At 31.6% G+C, this 17188-nt stretch carries 11 protein-coding genes and 2 tRNA genes; 5 read left to right on the top strand and 8 right to left on the bottom strand.

The features are described 5' to 3' along the window. Nucleotides 1–18: 18 nt before the first annotated feature. The 6 genes from L1276_RS08290 to L1276_RS08260 form a co-directional block, all read right to left on the bottom strand. Complete coding sequence (locus L1276_RS08290) at nt 19–2838, bottom strand: TonB-dependent receptor (protein WP_253786730.1); 2820 nt, start codon at nt 2836–2838, stop codon at nt 19–21. Between the two features lie 230 nt (nt 2839–3068). After that, complete coding sequence (locus tag L1276_RS08285; RefSeq protein ID WP_253786728.1) at nt 3069–4286, bottom strand: MFS transporter; 1218 nt, start codon at nt 4284–4286, stop codon at nt 3069–3071. 313 nt (nt 4287–4599) lie between these two features. Then, the gene (locus L1276_RS08280) at nt 4600–5640 is read right to left on the bottom strand and encodes a Gfo/Idh/MocA family oxidoreductase (protein ID WP_253786726.1); all 1041 of its coding nucleotides are present in this window, start codon (nt 5638–5640) and stop codon (nt 4600–4602) included. A gap of 187 nt (nt 5641–5827) precedes the next feature. Beyond that, nucleotides 5828–6898: an NADPH dehydrogenase NamA gene (gene namA / locus L1276_RS08275; RefSeq protein ID WP_253786724.1), complete on the bottom strand. Its 1071-nt coding sequence runs from the start codon at nt 6896–6898 to the stop codon at nt 5828–5830. A 573-nt stretch (nt 6899–7471) separates the two neighbouring features. Then, nucleotides 7472–7675 (bottom strand): hypothetical protein, encoded by a 204-nt coding sequence (locus tag L1276_RS08265; protein WP_253786722.1) that lies wholly within the window; start codon nt 7673–7675, stop codon nt 7472–7474. Nucleotides 7676–7926: 251 nt separating this feature from the next. Next, nucleotides 7927–8019 (bottom strand): bacteriocin, encoded by a 93-nt coding sequence (locus L1276_RS08260; protein ID WP_253786720.1) that lies wholly within the window; start codon nt 8017–8019, stop codon nt 7927–7929. Nucleotides 8020–8504: 485 nt separating this feature from the next. Here L1276_RS08260 and rseP point away from each other — a divergent pair, with 485 nt between their 5' ends. The 4 genes from rseP (at nt 8505) to L1276_RS08240 (ending at nt 11055) form a co-directional block, all read left to right on the top strand. Then, nucleotides 8505–9848 carry an RIP metalloprotease RseP gene (rseP, locus tag L1276_RS08255; protein ID WP_253786718.1) on the top strand — a complete coding sequence of 448 codons (1344 nt, stop codon included), beginning with the start codon at nt 8505–8507 and terminating at the stop codon, nt 9846–9848. Nucleotides 9849–9931: 83 nt separating this feature from the next. Beyond that, nucleotides 9932–10005 (top strand) — tRNA-Asn (locus L1276_RS08250). A gap of 38 nt (nt 10006–10043) precedes the next feature. After that, a tRNA-Asn gene (locus tag L1276_RS08245) sits at nt 10044–10117 on the top strand. A 320-nt stretch (nt 10118–10437) separates the two neighbouring features. Then, on the top strand, nt 10438–11055 hold the full coding sequence (locus L1276_RS08240; protein ID WP_253786716.1) for a hypothetical protein: 618 nt from the start codon (nt 10438–10440) through the stop codon (nt 11053–11055). Nucleotides 11056–11179: 124 nt separating this feature from the next. Here L1276_RS08240 and L1276_RS08235 read toward each other — a convergent pair whose 3' ends face one another. Then, entirely contained in the window at nt 11180–11878 is a 699-nt protein-coding gene (locus tag L1276_RS08235; protein ID WP_253786714.1) for a hypothetical protein, read from the bottom strand. A gap of 281 nt (nt 11879–12159) precedes the next feature. Between L1276_RS08235 and L1276_RS08230 the strand changes: the two genes are divergently transcribed. Next, on the top strand, nt 12160–12549 hold the full coding sequence (locus tag L1276_RS08230) for a helix-turn-helix domain-containing protein (protein WP_253786712.1): 390 nt from the start codon (nt 12160–12162) through the stop codon (nt 12547–12549). Between the two features lie 81 nt (nt 12550–12630). Here L1276_RS08230 and L1276_RS08225 read toward each other — a convergent pair whose 3' ends face one another. Further along, complete coding sequence (locus tag L1276_RS08225; RefSeq protein WP_253786710.1) at nt 12631–17055, bottom strand: AAA family ATPase; 4425 nt, start codon at nt 17053–17055, stop codon at nt 12631–12633. Nucleotides 17056–17188 lie beyond the last annotated feature (133 nt).

The following is a 17188-nucleotide window of genomic DNA, read 5'->3' as shown; positions in this document are numbered from 1 at the left end:
GAAAAATTAAGTTTCGATTTATAACCCGATTGTAAGATTTAAAAAATAAGTTCTTCCGTAACCGTAATAATATTTTGGACCAAATGAAGGAGTTCCACTTGAAACATCTTGATTTAAAGCTCTGAAATTGGCATTTCTCGCCTGCTCAAAACCACCGGTTTTATATACTGAATTCAATACATTATTAACGCTGGCAAAAAGCCCGATGTACTTTTTATGAATTCGCCAAGATTTTCCTCCATTGATATTTAATAACGTGACAGGATCAAATTTCTCTTGTTTTAATAATTCATTTCCTTTTTCAGAAGCTGCTTCGGGAAAAGGAAATCCGTTTGCAGGATTAATGTAGAATTGTGCTGTTCTTGAAATGGGTGAAACATCAATATAATTGTCTGTCAAATAATTAATATTGGTTCCAATCCACCAAAATTTAGGATCACGATATTCTAAACCCAATGAAACTGCGTTTTGAGGTGTTCCGGATTGTTTGTAATTTTTAAGATAGGCTTGACCGAAATTAAAAGTAGTCTGGGCTCCTTCTTTTGCCGCATTGGCATCATTTGTAATTGAAACATTTGGATTGCTGTTGTAGATATAATTTCCATAAGCCGCACTTAAAGTCGTTTTTAATGTGGTCGACATTTGATATTCAAAACTCAATTCAGCTCCAGTATTTTTCTTGTCTAATTTCGTTAGAGTCTGACTTACAAAAGCATCTGTTGGATCATATCCGGCTCCATTATCGAAAATTCCTTCGGCATAGAAAAACGAAGTTTTGGAAGTATTTTTAATTAAGGTGTAATAAGCCGTTAATCTCAATTTAAGTTTTGGAGAACTATATACATAATTTGCTTCGGCACTACTTATGTTTTCACTTTCAATTCCGTTTACTACATTATTATTCAAGCGTGAATTCGAAAATGTATTTCGAAGTGAAGGTGCTCTCGTTAAATGTGCTGCATTAAAAAAGAACCATTGTTTACCTGAAATTTTATAAGTGAAACCGCCTTTAAAGCCAAAGTTTTCAAAGTTTACTTTCTCACTTTTTCCTAAAGATGCCGTTGGATAAAGTCCGTTTTCATACAAACCCTCTCTTTGGTAATTCGACATGGAATAGGATTGTGCCAAATAAAATTCAGTTTTATTATATGAAAATTTAAACTGGGTAAATGCGTCGATTGTATTGGCTAAAAAGTTATAATTATAACCGTAAATGTCTCCTTCTTTTACCTGTCTGTTTGGATTTTGCAAATCAGATTGTGAAAGATCTCCTTTATAAAACGGATCAATATCCTCGAAATATTTTCCGCCAAGAAGATCCAGTAAATATTGAAAATTATGCGATTTTAAATTTTTATAGGTAATTCCCCCATCAAAAGAAATATTTGGAGTAAGCCCGGTATTTAAGTTAGAATTTGCCGCAAAGGTTTTATCGTCAGTTCTGTCTTCATATAAAATATAATGGCTTTGTGCCGGCTCATAACCATTTTGACCTGTTTTTTGATTTGCGAGATACATAGAATTCCAATCTATTTGGGAATTAGCTAAAAATGTGGTTCTGCTTTTCTCTGCATTTTCATAATCTGGAGTAAATTCACCTGAAAATTCTCCTTTGTCTTTTGCATAAAGCGAGCTAAAATAACTTGGCATTTTTCTATAATAAACCGGATCTGGACTATCAGCATTTTGATAATCAATATTGCTGTTTCCTACTTTTCCAAATTGATACATTACGCCCGAATTCAGATTTGTTTTTTCATCTATTTTAAAATAATGATTCAGCATGAACAAAGGTTCTTCGACTGTTTTTATTCTTGAATTTCGCTTTTTCCCATTTTGAAATCCCCAGTATGAATTGTATTTTTCGCCCATTAAAGCTGTGACTTCATTTGTATTTGGAGAATTTTTCCCGCGGGAATTTGGCGTGTAAAATCCGGTAAAATTGAGTGAATGTTTGTTACTCAGTTTCTTTTCAACACTCATAAAAAAGGAATCGGCATTGAAATTGGTTCCTTCAAAATAGCCTTCATCTGCCCATCTTTTGCCTGCGGAAACGACATAAGCCCAGCCCGAAGTACTCATTCCGGAAGCATACGTTCCTATAGCACGCAAAGTGTAAGTTGTATTACTTCCTGAAAAGGTAAGCTGTGTGCCTTTTCTATATGAAGACGCTCGCGTAAATATTTGCTGCGTTCCTAAAACACCGCCAAAAGTATAATTTGAAGCAGCGTTTCCTACTGAAAATTCCTGATTACGAAGTACATTATTTAATCCGCCCCAATTGTTCCATTGCGGTCTGCCATCGTAGATTTTGTTCATGGTCAAACCGTTGAGCATCATCGTTCCGTTTTCGCTGTCGAGACCGCGCATTCTAAATCGGGCCTGACCCCAATTAAATGCAGAAGCCTGCATGAAAGCATCTCTTGAAGACTGCAATAAACCCGATGTCATTTCGGAAGAGCTGTTATCATCAGAAAAATCATTGTCTGATAAAGTAATCAATGCAGCAGGAACTTCATCTGTATAGGTGTCTTCTAATTGTAAAACACCAAGATTTATATTTTGTCCTGAATCATATTGAAGTTTTAAAAGTAAATCTTTGTAGCCCTGACTTCTCAGCAAAAGCAATTTTTCTTTTGTTGGAAATACATGAAGCTCAAATTTTCCTTTTTTGGATGTAAGCTGCATTACTGCTGTGTTTTGTATAGTCGCTACTACATTTCCCAGCGGGTTTTGCGTTCGTGCATCAATAACAATTCCTGTAATTGTTATTTCCTGCTGTGCAAATGCCAGATTAAAAGACCATAAAATAAGGAAGACCGCGTATTTTTTAACCATTAAAATTCCAATTTACTTTGAAAATTATTTTTGGATATTCATCCTATTCAAAAGATAAAATTGGTTTTTGGAAAAAAGTTTTGTCTCGTTTACAATACAAACGATAGAAGTTTCAAATATAGAAAAATTATTATAAAAGAAAATAAATTCTTACAAAAAAATAATGTGTTGTATTATTAAGTTTAAAAACATGCAGAGTAAATCCGTTTAATCTGTTCACTCAATAAAATTTATGTGGTTGTTCTAATTTTAGAAACCATAAAAGCGATCAGAACTCCAAAGATTCCTATAAAAGCAAAAGAAAACTGAAGTCCAAAGTTTTGAGCAATGTGTCCAATTACAGGCGGTCCCATTAAAAACCCTAAGAAACTTACGCTTGAAACTATAGTTAAAGCTTCACCAGCCGGAACAGTCGGGTTTTTTCCTGCTAAACTATAAACAGTGGGTACGATAGTTGCAACGCCCAAACCAACTGCCATAAATGCAATTGTACACGGAATGATATAAGGAAGAAAAACTGCTGTAAAAAGCCCAACAGAAATCATAACACCGCTGATCTGCATAACACGTTCACGTCCAAATTTATTGATTAATCCGTCTCCCAGAAATCTTCCTCCGGCCATCATAATCATAAATGAAGTATATCCTAAAACTACCAAAGGTCCCGGAGCTTGTACAATATCTTTAAAATAAACACCGCTCCAGTCAAACATTACACCTTCGCTGGCCATACTGCAAAATCCAATTACACCCAGCCAGATTAAAGCGCTGTCTGGTTTTGTAAACATTTTTTTCTTCTCGTTATTATGTTTGATTTTCTCTTTGGCTCTAATTAAAAAATTAAAATTAAAAACAATCATTACTAATACAATTCCGCCCACTATAAGGAAATGATGTAAGGGCGATAAGTTTAAAGCCAGCATTCCTAAACCAACTAATGCTCCTGTGAATCCGGCAAAACTCCACATTCCGTGAAAAGAAGACATTATTGTTTTTTTGAAAAGTACTTCGGTATAAACGCCTTGTGTGTTTACGGCAATATTTGCCAGATTTCCGAATAAACCAAACAAAAACAATCCAACGGATAACTGTAAACCAGTTGTGGCCAAACCTAAATTAGCCAGACACAAAACATACATTATTAGAGAGAAAACCAAAATGCGATGGCTTCCAAATTTCGTTACCATTTTTCCCGAAAAAGGCATAACAATTAATTGTCCCATTGGCAAAGCAAAAAGTATGGAACCCAAATCACCTTCGGTTAAATGTAAAGCGGTTTTTATATCCGGAATCCTGCTTGCCCATGTTGCAAAACTTAATCCCATTCCGAAATAAAACATTCCAACGGCAAAACGAATCCTGTTTAAATAAGAAGCTTTTGCTTCTCTAAAAACTTTCTTGATTTTTCCTTTTGTCTGAAAAAGTTGTAACGGATTGAAGTTTATCAAAATAATGTATTTACGGGATTATGTTATAAAATTACAAAAAAGCAGCATATTTACTTAAAAGTACAAATTGTTCGTTTATTTACAACGTTATTGTTTATAAATTGCTTGGTTTTGCACGCAAACTTTTACGGTTTTTGGGGTCAAAAGTTTTACAGATTAAACAAGGTTCGCACATATGCTATTTTTAATTTTACGCATAAAAAAAGACGCACTGCTGTGCGTCTCTACAATCGGTCGTTATATATTTAGACACAAATTATAAGATCAAACCAGCGTAAACCTGTTCTATCTGTAAAATCTGTGAGACAGTTCGCTATAAATTAATTACAGTTCGCTGTGCATTACTTGCAATGGCCGCTTCGATAATCTGCATTACTTTTACGCCGTCATGTGCAGTAACTGGTTCTGCAACATCATTTGTGATAGAATTGAAAACACCGTCAAAAAATGAGAAATAATTCCCTTGAAGTGTCGGTACTTTTTCACGAACCACTTTTCCGTTAATTTCGGTATGCAGGATTCCCTTTAAGTCTTCAGATTCTGTTCCCCATAATTCTAAATTTGGTTTCTTTCCAATTTTCAATTCATCTTCCTGAACGTCTCCGCGAGGTTTTAAAAAAGAACCTTTTTTTCCGTGAACGGTATACGCTGGATTTGCTTCTCTAACAAAAAAACCTGCTTTTAAACGGACTCTGAAATCTTCATAAATCAACAATAAATCGATCCAGTCATCGACTAATGAATTTTCTCTTGTGATTCTGATATCTCCAAAAACCGACTTTGGCGAACCAAATAAACAAACGGCCTGATCGATAATATGCGGTCCTAAATCTTTTAAAACTCCGGCACCGTCGTTTACTGTTTCTTTGTGTGCTTTTGGACTCAATAATGGATTGTATCTGTCGAAATGAATTTCAGCTTCTACTATTTCTCCTAAAACTCCGTCGTTAATTATTTTTTGAACAGTTTTAAAATCGCTGTCCCATCTTCTATTTTGAAAAACGGCTAGTTTTACTCCTTTTTCTTCTGCTATTTTGGCTAACTCCTGAGCTTCAGAAACGGTTGTGGTGAAAGCTTTTTCTACAACGGCGTGTTTTCCTGCCAAAAGTACTTTTTTAGCGTATTCGTAATGCGTTCCAACCGGCGTGTTTACAATTACAAGATCAACATCATCCGTTAATAAATCGTCGATTGAAGAATAGCTTTTTACATCTGGATAATCTTCCTGAATGAGTTTTTTGCTTCTTTCCCAAGATCCTAATAACTCAAAACCCGGGTGAATATCTAAAAAAGGGGCATGAAAAACCTTCCCCGACATTCCGTATGATAATAGTGCTGTTTTTATTTTTTTCATTTTGTATTTAGTTTTTTTGCCACAGATTAATGTGATTAGAAAGGATTTTCTTTTGCCACGAATTTCACTAATTTACACAAATCAGTGCGTTCAAAAGCTTAAAATAATTCGTGTAAATTAGTGAAATTCGTAGCAAAAAAACTAAAAAAAATCACTTTAATCTGTGCAATCTGTGGCTAATAAAAAATTATAGCTTTGCTCTTTCATATTGTTTTGGCCATTGAATATCGCTGCCTAATTCTTTAGCGAAATCTAACGGTAAATTTGGATTTCTCAACGATTCTCTGGCAAACAAAATTAAATCTGCCTGATTGTTTTTCAAAATTTCTTCGGCTTGTTTTGCTTCGGTAATTAAACCTACCGCGCCTGTCAAAATATTGGCTTCTTTTTTGATTTTTTCTGCGAAAGAAACCTGATAACCCGGGCCAATTTCGATTTTTTGATGCGAAACCAATCCGCCAGACGAAACATCGATTAAATCCACTCCTTTTTCTTTTAGAATTTTAGAAAGCTTTACAGATTCTTCTGGATTCCATCCGTTTTCTGCCCAGTCTGTGGCTGAAATTCTAACGATTAAAGGTAAATCTGAAGGCCATTCGGTTTGAACTGCTTCCAGAATTTCGAGCGTAAAGCGAATTCGGTTTTTAAAACTTCCGCCATATTCGTCTGTTCTTATATTGGTCAATGGCGATAAAAACTGGTGCAGTAAATAACCGTGCGCACCGTGAATTTCCAGCACTTTATATCCTGCTTCAACGGCCCTTTTTGTTGCGTTTATAAAATCAGTAATTATTTTTTGGATTCCGTTTTTATCTAAAGCTTCGGGAAGAAAAGGTTCTCCTTCGTGATACGGAATCGCACTTGGGGCAACAGTCTGCCATCCGCCTTGAGCAAAATCTAACTTTTTATTTCCAAGCCACGGAGCCGAAACACTTGCTTTTCTTCCGGCATGTGCCAGCTGAATTCCGGGAACTGAATTTTGAGAAACAATAAATTCGTTGATTTGTTTTAGTTTTTCGATGTGTTCGTCTTTCCAGATTCCAAGGTCTGAAGGAGAAATTCTGGCTTCAGGAGAAACTGCAGTTGCTTCCTGAATAATTAAACCCACGCCTCCGCTTGCACGGCTTCCTAAGTGAACCAGATGCCAGTCGTTTGCAAATCCGTCAACGGCAGAGTATTGGCACATTGGCGAAATAACGATTCTATTTTTTAAGGTGATGCTTTTTAAAGTTAAGGGAGAAAATAATTGTGAAGCCATACTTGTAACTTTTAATAGATTAATGCTGCCAATTAAAAATAGGAGCCTTTATAAAAAGTAAAGTTACGGCATCTTGCTAAAACGAGAAATTGAAATGTTTATTAATTAACAAACATTTAAAGCAAATTCTGTTTATTCCATAAATTATAATATTCTGATTTTTGTTCCAACAATTCTAAATGATTTCCTGATTCAATAATTTCTCCATTTTTCATAACTAATATTGTATCAGCATTTGCGATTGTACTTAAACGATGTGCTATAACTATTATCGTTTTTCCAACGAATAATGCAGTGACTTTAACTACTAATTAAAAAACTAAAAAATTAATGTTGCTAAGAGGCAGTGAAATATCCAGGGAAGAAGAGAACAAATAATATTGTATTTACAATATTATCTATTTTTAAAATTGTTCCTTTTAGTAATCATAAACATAAAAAAAGCAATTCCAAGTGCTCCTAAAACACCAGATAAAAATGAACAAAAATGATTTTCGGGATATTTTCTAATAATTAAAGTAATAGAAAATACAAAAAGGTTAAAAGAAACAGGAATACTTTCTTCATAAACAATTATTTAAATTTTTTTTTTCTAAAAACTGTAAACATTCCTACCGATATGAATAACCCAATTGCGATTAGTAATGGCGTTGAAAATAATTCGGCTTTTTCACTTTGCGATGCCATAGTTTTTCCTAAAATATAAAACCCTGTATTACTCGCAATTAAAAGAGATACGAAAAAAATTAACGACTTTTCAAATGATATTTTTTCCATTTTGAATAATATTATATACTAAGCTATTTTTGACAATAGCTTAGTATCTGTTAAAATGTTAAAGTTTCTATTTAATAGACGAATGTTTTAAATCATACTTAGCACATTCACTGCCTAGATAGTAGCAAAAAATAGCACTAAGCAATACTATAAAACATATTTTAATAATTACTCTCTCTTTCATAAGTGTATTATTATAAATTATGCCTATCATCATAAGCGGCACACGCTGCTCCAAGCTCATAGCAGCACTAAAGAGCCGCTAAACCAAATGACAAGGCATCAAATAAACCTCCATCAATATTTTCCAATTCATCTTGAGTTAGTTCTGTTAAATTTTCCATGACTTATAATTTATGAGTTTAAATGATATCCCAGTGCAAATGCGCCCAATCCTAGTGGCCCTCCGACAATGTAAACATCCCATTACTACTAAATAGGTAGTCATCGAGAGACCTCCTTCTACTTCTTGTAATTCAAGAGCATTTAGCTAAATTCAATTTTTCTAAATTCATAATTTCAAAATTTAAATGGTTAACTAATAAATTTTAACAAAATCATTTTTCTCGAGAACGTTTTCGTTATTGTAAACTTATTCTTGTTTTTATTAAAAAACATACTGTAAAAGTTTTTAAAATATCAAAATAAGACATTTGTAACATTATTCTCGAATGAGATACTAATTATATAGACAAGACATCAGTTCTGCTTAATTTTAAAGTAAGGACATTTATTAACAAACATTTAAAACCTTAAGTATTATCTTGCGGTCTTATATTAAATAAGAAAACGCTACTTTTGTGCGTTAAATACGAACTAAAAATTTACAATGGATATAGTTATCAAACTCTCTCAATTTCTATTGAGTTTATCTTTACTTATTATTCTTCATGAATTAGGACATTTTATTCCTGCCAAATTATTTAAAACTAGAGTTGAAAAATTTTACTTATTTTTTGATGTTAAATATTCGCTGTTAAAAAAGAAAATCGGTGAAACTGAATACGGTATCGGATGGTTACCGCTTGGGGGTTATGTTAAAATCTCTGGAATGATCGACGAAAGTATGGACAAAGAACAAATGGCGCTTCCTCCACAGCCGTGGGAATTTCGTTCTAAGCCTGCTTGGCAGCGTTTAATTATTATGCTGGGCGGTGTTACAGTAAATTTTATTCTTGCGTTTATCATTTATATAGGAATGGCATTTGCTTACGGCGATACTTATATTGCAAACTCTGATTTAAAAGATGGTGTAGCAATAGACAATCCTGCAATGATAAAAGCAGGATTTAAAACCGGAGACAAGATTATTTCTATTGACGGAAAAAAAGTAGAGAATTTTGACAGTGATATGAATATGAATATCATTATGGCAAAACAGGTTCTTGTTGAAAGAAACGGAGAACAACAGACTATTAAAATGCCGACTGATTTTGTTGATCAGTTATCTAAACATGAAAAAGGTTTATTAGTGGGTATTAGAATGCCGTTTGTTGTAGGCAAAATCACTGAGGAATCTGAAAATACAGCTCTAAAACCAAAAGATTTAATTGTAAACCTAAATGGGCAGAAAATTAAATATTTTGATGAAGCAAAAGCTATTTTAGAAGCGAACAAAGGAAAATCAATTTCTGCTGTTGTTTTACGTGATTTAAAAGAAACCCCTATTACTTTAAAAGTTTCTAATGCCGGAAAACTTGGTGTTGGTGTTGGTGGTTTAGGAATGGAATCTTTAGAAAAATTAGGCTATTATAAAGTAAGCACAAAAGAATATGGTTTCTTCGAATCTATTCCGGTTGGTCTTGAAAAAGGAAAAGATCAGCTAGTAGGTTACGGAAAACAATTGAAAATGATTTTTAATCCAGAAACAAAAGCTTACAAACAAGTAGGTGGTTTTGCTGCCATTTATAACATTTTTCCTAGTTTTTGGAGCTGGGAAACGTTCTGGTCAATCACAGCTTTATTGTCGATTATGCTTGGAGTTATGAATTTATTGCCAATTCCGGCACTTGATGGCGGTCACGTTATGTTTTTATTATATGAAATTATCAGCGGCAAAAAACCGAGCGATAAATTCCTAGAGAACGCACAAATGGTTGGTTTTGTTTTACTTATTTCACTACTACTGTTTGCTAACGGTAACGACATTTACAAGGCAATTGTAGGCAAGTAAAAAAAAGTCAAAAAAAGAGTGAAAATGTTTTTGAGAAACTAAAAATAGTTTTATATTTGCACTCGCTAAAAAGAGCAACAACTTCCTCCTTAGCTCAGTTGGTTAGAGCATCTGACTGTTAATCAGAGGGTCCTTGGTTCGAGCCCAAGAGGGGGAGCAACTTTTTTTAGCAAACATATTTACCTTTAAGGTGATTCCTCCTTAGCTCAGTTGGTTAGAGCATCTGACTGTTAATCAGAGGGTCCTTGGTTCGAGCCCAAGAGGGGGAGCTTATTAAATACCACTTACAAATTGTAAGTGGTATTTTTTTTTGCCCTAAATTTAGTTTTTATGAATATTGTTTACATTCTTCATTCGGATAAACTTAACCGGTTTTGTATTGGATTCACTTCTGATTTCGACCAGAATTGAATTTCACAAAAATGCTGAATCTCATAAATTACATCAAACGCCAATGATTGGGAACTATTTCTCAAAATAACATGCGAATATAAAACTCAAGCATTACTAATCGAGAAACATACTAAAAAGATGAAAAGCAAAACTTTATTATATTTAAAAAAAGTTTAAAAATAAACAGACCAAAGAAATGACGATAAAGAATCTTCACTATCTATCGGGGCTAACAATTACACTTTTTGTTGGACTACATTTATTCAATCATTTTATTAGTGTTTTTGGCGCTCAGGATCATATTGAGCTGATGAATACTTTACGAATCTTTTATCGTAATATTTTTGTTGAGACCATTTTATTATTAGCAGTTGCTCTTCAAATTATATCTGGGCTGAAACTTTTTAATACAAATAAAAAATTAGCAATTTCTGCCTTCGATAAACTGCAAATATGGACAGGACTATATTTAGCCATTTTTTTTATTATCCATTTGAGTGCAGTTTTTAGTGGGCGAATTTTTTTAAAACTTGATACAAACTTCTATTTTGGAGCCGCCGGATTAAACTCATTTCCATTCAACTTATTTTTCATACCTTATTACGGACTCGCAATTCTGTCCTTTTTTGGCCATGTTGCTTCAATTCATAATAAAAAAATGGAGAAAACTATTCTAGGTTTGTCACCAAAAAGACAATCAATTGGGATCCTGATTTTTGGTTTTATCCTGACAATTGTAATATTCTACGGATTGACAAACCATTTTAATGGTGTAACAATACCTAAAGAGTACGAAGTGTTAATTGGAAAATAGAAGCAACAAGCCATTAATCAGTATTTGACTTCGCCAGAAAACCAATCCTATTACCTCTTGCAGCTTCAATTGGGATTAGAAACATGATTAAGCAACATTGAAGTACTGCTTTACAACCTCTATCTTAATTCCTTGCCACTTTACTGTGTTTCATTACATCATTGCCAACATTTTTACTTTCAAATAAAAGCATGGCTTCATTGGCTTTATCCATTTGGTTGATTGCCTTTAAGGATTCTACGTATCTAAAGTAATACACGGCTTCTAAATCTGGATCGAGGGTTATTAACTCAGCGTAGTATTTTGCCGAGGCTTCGTAATCGCTTTCAAAATAACGCTTGTCTGCGACTTTTTTGAGCATATCTACAGATTTGTAGCCTTTGTCTAAAACATTGGCGTAGGTGTCTATAATATCTACTTTTACGAACTTCTCTGTGTATGCGGGAGCCGTAACCTCAACTTCTACGGGCTGAATCTCAACATTGGCGTCGGCTATTGCTTTTGGTGCAACACTACCCGCAGATCTTACTTTTTTCTTTCTGTATAATGGAGTGACGGTTCTGGTGTTATTTGGCCCTAAATCGTTTGTATACACCATATCGAGTTTAGACACTTCGTATTTGGTTGTACGCTTGCCAAAAGGCATATTGATTATTTCTACAACCAGATAAGAATCTATAATAAGATCTTCGTCTGATTTGTCATCAAACTTTGAAGCTGTTTTTTTAGTATCTGCGTCGATAATGGTATAATTTGTCTGGGCAAAACTACTTACAGAAAAAACACTTGCGATAATAGTAAAATATGCTGCATACCTTTTCATGATGATTTGGATTTCGTACTGCATTAAAAATCACATAAATTTACTGATTTTGTGTGAGTTATGATTTATTTTAACTATAAACTGCCTGGAAAAACGATAAAGTGTATTATTTGCTTTTTGAAGAACCGCCGGCTGCTTTATAATTTTAGTTTTTAATAGTAAGCTGTGCGAAAAATTGTATTTTTGTGCTGTCCCGAATAACAGAAAATGTATCGCACAAATTCACATTTGTAAATTACAACACCCATACATTTTCACGAATTTTTAAATATCTTTGAATTATGAGCACACTTACAAAACCCAACCATATAGGACGCAAAATAAGCCGTATTCGTGAACTTCGCGATATGAAGCAGGAAGCTTTGGCGCAGGCTTTAGGAACGAACCAGCAGACTATTTCGATTATTGAAAACAGCGAAACAATTGATGATGAAAAACTTCAGGCAATTGCCGAAGTTTTAGGTGTTTCTGCTGAAGGAATTAAAAATTTTTCTGAGGAAGCGGTTTTAAATATTATTGGGAATACGATTAATAATCATGATAATGCCTCTTCATTTAATTATAGCTGTACTTTTAATCCTCTTGATAAGGTTGTAGAACTTTATGAGCGTTTGGTTCAGGCTGAGAAGGATAAAGTTGAGTATTTGGAGAATTTTTTGAAAGGGAAGTAAGATTCTTTTGAATATATATATATTTATATCAAAGGCAGCCCAAAAAGACTGCCTTTATAATATAAATAATACCAATAAAGATTATAATGTCAATTCAATTGCATTATTTGCAGAAATTCTTAAATGATTATGTTTAAGCATTGAATCAAAAACATCTAAAGCTTTTTTGATCTGTTTAATATTTTTTTTGTCTTTTTTAGTATCAACATTTAATTTTGAATAGATTGCTAAAATTAACCTAACAGGCTCTTTATCATAATATCCTCTATTTTGCATATTCGGTATGCTTCCAAAATTCATATTACTCAATAAAACCAAACACTTTGTCGGGTAATCCTTTGCACATTCAAGAAGTAACTCGAGCAAATACATTGGTTCATCAATACATAAACTACTTTTTGTGTATTTAAGTAAAAATGAATAAAACAATTCAAAATTATGCCTTTTAAATTTTCTTAGTATTAAAGTTGAATAAGCACTGGAGAATTTTTTATCTTTTTGATTTAAAAATTTTGTAATAATCTCAAGTGATTTATTATTTATTTTATTTTCTTCCTCAAAAAGATTTGCTTCAGCTATTTTTAAAGCACACAATTTCGCTTCATCACTTGAATTTATAAATCTTAAGTATAGTTTTTTATCATTAATTTTATCATTTAACCAGCCCAAAACAATAACATTCCCATTATTATGTAATTCAGGATTTTTAATAATTTTGTTAAAATAAGGATACATTTGGTAATGAAATTTGACATCGAAGTATTGGGATGCCCTAAAAGAATTTTTCAAAAGATGAATATCTTCTTTCTCAGTTAATGCATTAAATATCTTAAAGCTTCTTTCTAAATCAAGATGATTTAAAAATGCTAAATTTTGAATTACAGCTACTCTTACAGAAATTTGCGGATCATAAGTAGCTTTTTCAATTGTGTCAAATATCAGATCTTCAAATTCTTTATATTCATAACATTGGATGATTCTATGGATCGCAGCCCCTCTAACAGTATTTAAACTATCAAAACTTGGATCACTCTCATTCATGGGTTGTTCAGGATTTGGATGATGCAAAGATATATGACATAAAAAATTAATGTATTCCTTATCTATTAAATGATATTTGATTAAATAATCAGAATGCCAAATCGCATGCATAGTACTTGATTTGTCAAGTTCTAATTTAATTAGTTTTTTACACAGCAGTTTAACTTTTTCAGGATCAAAAGCGGCATCAATTAAACCATCAATTCCTGATGTAATATAGTCTATAGACACCTTTTTGTCTCTAAATAATTCAAAAATAAATAAATAGAATTTTTCAGGATTATTTTTTACAATATCATTAAAAGCTCTAGAATGTTCTGTTTTTCCTCCACGAGAGCCATGATCTTCTTTATAGTTATCATCAAATTTTAGCATGCTCTTTTTCCAGCTAATCAAATCCATATTATTATATGTAGTTTGAGCTAAAGGAGGGCCAACTCCGTAAGAAGAAAATGAACTAACATCTCTGGCTTTATTAATGTCAATTTCTCCAAACCTTCTATCTAATTCTTGATATATTGTTTTAAGATCAGAATGTTTTTTAATTTCCTCTAATGAAATTTGTCTGATAAATGTATATTGTTTTCTACCGAAACCTGGGAAATGCACTCTTTTTCTTCCTGTTTCATCATTATACATATATGGCATCTCATAGGGGCTCTTTATGGAAAGAATTATTTCAATTATCTTTATCTTTTCATTATCTGTGAACAGATTAAAAGAAGATCCTATCAATTGTCTAATGGATAATTGTAGTAAATCATCAATTGTATTTAATCCGTTTTTCTTATGAATAATTGTTATCAAATTATAGGTTTCATCTTTATAATCAAGATAAAGATCTTTTAAAAGTAAAATCAAAACTCTTATGATATAAAGAGAATTAGATTCTTTATGTTTATTTATAAAATTTCTTATATAGCTAATATCTTGTTTTTTATTTAACAAATGTTCCACGAGAAATTCTTCCATTATAACATTACTCCCTTTTGAATTAATATTTATTTCATCATGAAACTTGGAACATTTAAAATACGGCGTGTTAATAAGTTTATAAGGAGTTGCTTTATTGTTTTCTAAGATTTCAATATAAATTTTTAAAATAAATACAAAAGTATCTTCTGGATTAATTATATAAAATTTCTTAAGTAGTTCTTCTTTTTCATGTGAGAATTTATCTTCATAAAATAGATCCCCATTAAATATGTCTAGGAAGATTGGCCTAACTAAATGAAAAGCGTAAATTGGATGATGTTGAAATACTTTGGCTAGTATTTGATAAAACCAAAAACTAGCATTATCAGATTCCTTATTAAAATGAATATATTTTTGGAAAAATGGCAACAGTTCAGGATTGCTCCAATTATCAATGTTTATTATTATTCTTTCTATAAAATTATTTTTATCCGAAAAAGAAGGTAATTTATCTAAATAGGTTATGATCTTTATAGGGGAATGATTTATATTGTTTCTAAGAATTGACCATATTGTATTTTTTTTATATTCAACTATTTTTTCACCATTTAACTTTTCAAAAAAAACAAAGTTAAAAACAGATTGTCTTTTATAGATTAAATACAACTTATTTATAAAAGGAGATTTTATAAATAGATAGTTTTCCGGTATCCTTCTGTCAATTAGATATTCAACCCATTTTTTTGAAAAGACAGAACTTGTAAATATATCTTCATACATTTCATTATTAAAAATGTATTTTTCAACAAGTTCTTTTTCTTCATTAGTAGGGTTTTCTAACACACCTATATTGCTAATTATTAGCGATTTGATATGAAATCTATATTTGTATGATCTTAATATTGATTTTATTGATATAATATAGTTTTGATGATCATACTCTCTTAAGTATTCAAACACCATTTTAATAACCGATCTTATCTCTAAGTTTTGATCATTTTCATTAATATACTTTTTTATATCATTATTAAGTTCAACAAATTGTCTTGCAAAACAGTAGTCATAAAAAGTTTGATGTGAAAATTGTATATTGGAATTTTCTAAAGTAAGAAGTTGATTGCTTAATAGATATCTCAATTCTTTATTAAGACCAGCAATTAATTGTTTATTAACTATAATTTGCTGTTTTTTATACATATCAACAGCAATACTATAAAGTAATTGGGTTAGTTTTAAGTTTTCTTGGTTAATTATTAAAGAATTCCACAGTTCATCATATAAATCTTTCAATGATGATAGTGTATTTAGATTTATTTTATTCTTGTTCGGTAGTTTACAAAATATTTCTAAATGATTAGGCGTTCTTAAAAGTTGAATTACCTTTGTTGAGCCACAAGTGATATTAAATAACTTTAAAGTACTTATAACTTCACTTTCATCGAGAAAAGATGCCTTTACATTAGCATACTCTTTTGTTTTGTAAGTACTTAATTCTGCATCATAATTTAAATCATAAGATCTTGATGAAATAATTACTCTAACATTTTTTTCATCTACTAATTCATTTATTATTCTGTTGTATGTTTGAATATATTCTCTACTTGAAGATAATGTCTGTGAAAGTGCGTCTAATTGGTCAATAATAACAATTAGATTTTTCTTGTTTTCTTTAAATATTCTTATAATTTTAGAAAAGGATATGTCCTGATTTATAAAAAGCTTATTTTCTAATTCTATGGGAGATACTGCATAATATGCATCTGCTTTTATTCCGAGAACAATATAATTCTCATTTATCAATTCTTCATAGACATCTTTTAGTATTACTGACTTCCCAATTCCTTTTTCTCCCTCAAGAATGAGAATATTTTTCTCCGGGTATTCTAAATCATTTTTTACCCAATTAATTATCTTTTCCGTTTCTTTTCTCGGAATGTGAGTTTTAGGGTCTTTCTCAAAATAATTTTTAACTTTACTTAAAAACAAAGATGCTTTTCTAATACTTGTATTTATATCTTCTATTGATGTTTTTTGTATTATGCTATTATGTAAATCTTGAATTTTAATTGAGTCTTCCCTTTCAAAGGCTGAATTGTAGAGATTATGAGTTTTTAATTTATCAATCAAATCATCTCCATCTATCAAATTGATAAAATTTTCAGATAAATTATATGTTTTAGAAGTTTCATCCTTCCATTTTATCCACCATTTATTTTGATTCAGATTTAATGTATTGACAATACACAATGTCCAATTATATAATTTATAATCTTTTGATTCAATAGCAGATTTAAAAGAACTTTTTATTTGCTGTTTCTGAGATTCAGCAAATTCTTTTGGGAAAAATTTACACTGAATAACGTGAATTGGCTTCACCCCAATCTTACCAATAAAAACATCTATACCGCCATCACCTTGATGAACTTCTACTATCCTAACATTTTCATTAGGATGTAATTCTTTAAATAGTGTTGCACATATCTTTTCGAACTTATCTCTAGCTCCAGGTACAGTATATTTTTCAACTAATACAAACCAATCTTTATCCATTTTAATATTACTTTTACTGTATTATCCTTTTAAGTAAAGATAATTTTTTTTATAATTTTCTCCCGATCAAATTAATTGTACTTAAAATATTTCTTTTACGCATTTCAATTTAAGCAAAAAGCGCCGCAATCCA

Source organism: Flavobacterium sp. HSC-32F16 (genome assembly GCF_024171645.1).
Lineage (GTDB): Bacteria > Bacteroidota > Bacteroidia > Flavobacteriales > Flavobacteriaceae > Flavobacterium.
The sequence above is the reverse complement of the archived record's forward strand: the minus strand, read 5'-3'. Positions and strand labels throughout refer to the sequence as shown.

Excerpts from the sequence above, each read along its gene's own strand:
- L1276_RS08290 (WP_253786730.1), bottom strand. The coding sequence starts at position 2,838 with ATGGTTAAAAAATACGCGGTCTTCCTTATTTTATGGTCTTTTAATCTG.
- L1276_RS08280 (WP_253786726.1), bottom strand. The coding sequence starts at position 5,640 with ATGAAAAAAATAAAAACAGCACTATTATCATACGGAATGTCGGGGAAG.
- namA (WP_253786724.1), bottom strand. The coding sequence starts at position 6,898 with ATGGCTTCACAATTATTTTCTCCCTTAACTTTAAAAAGCATCACCTTA.
- L1276_RS08265 (WP_253786722.1), bottom strand. The coding sequence starts at position 7,675 with ATGGAAAAAATATCATTTGAAAAGTCGTTAATTTTTTTCGTATCTCTT.
- L1276_RS08260 (WP_253786720.1), bottom strand. The coding sequence starts at position 8,019 with ATGGAAAATTTAACAGAACTAACTCAAGATGAATTGGAAAATATTGAT.
- rseP (WP_253786718.1), top strand. The coding sequence starts at position 8,505 with ATGGATATAGTTATCAAACTCTCTCAATTTCTATTGAGTTTATCTTTA.
- L1276_RS08240 (WP_253786716.1), top strand. The coding sequence starts at position 10,438 with ATGACGATAAAGAATCTTCACTATCTATCGGGGCTAACAATTACACTT.
- L1276_RS08235 (WP_253786714.1), bottom strand. The coding sequence starts at position 11,878 with ATGAAAAGGTATGCAGCATATTTTACTATTATCGCAAGTGTTTTTTCT.
- L1276_RS08230 (WP_253786712.1), top strand. The coding sequence starts at position 12,160 with ATGAGCACACTTACAAAACCCAACCATATAGGACGCAAAATAAGCCGT.
- L1276_RS08225 (WP_253786710.1), bottom strand. The coding sequence starts at position 17,055 with ATGGATAAAGATTGGTTTGTATTAGTTGAAAAATATACTGTACCTGGA.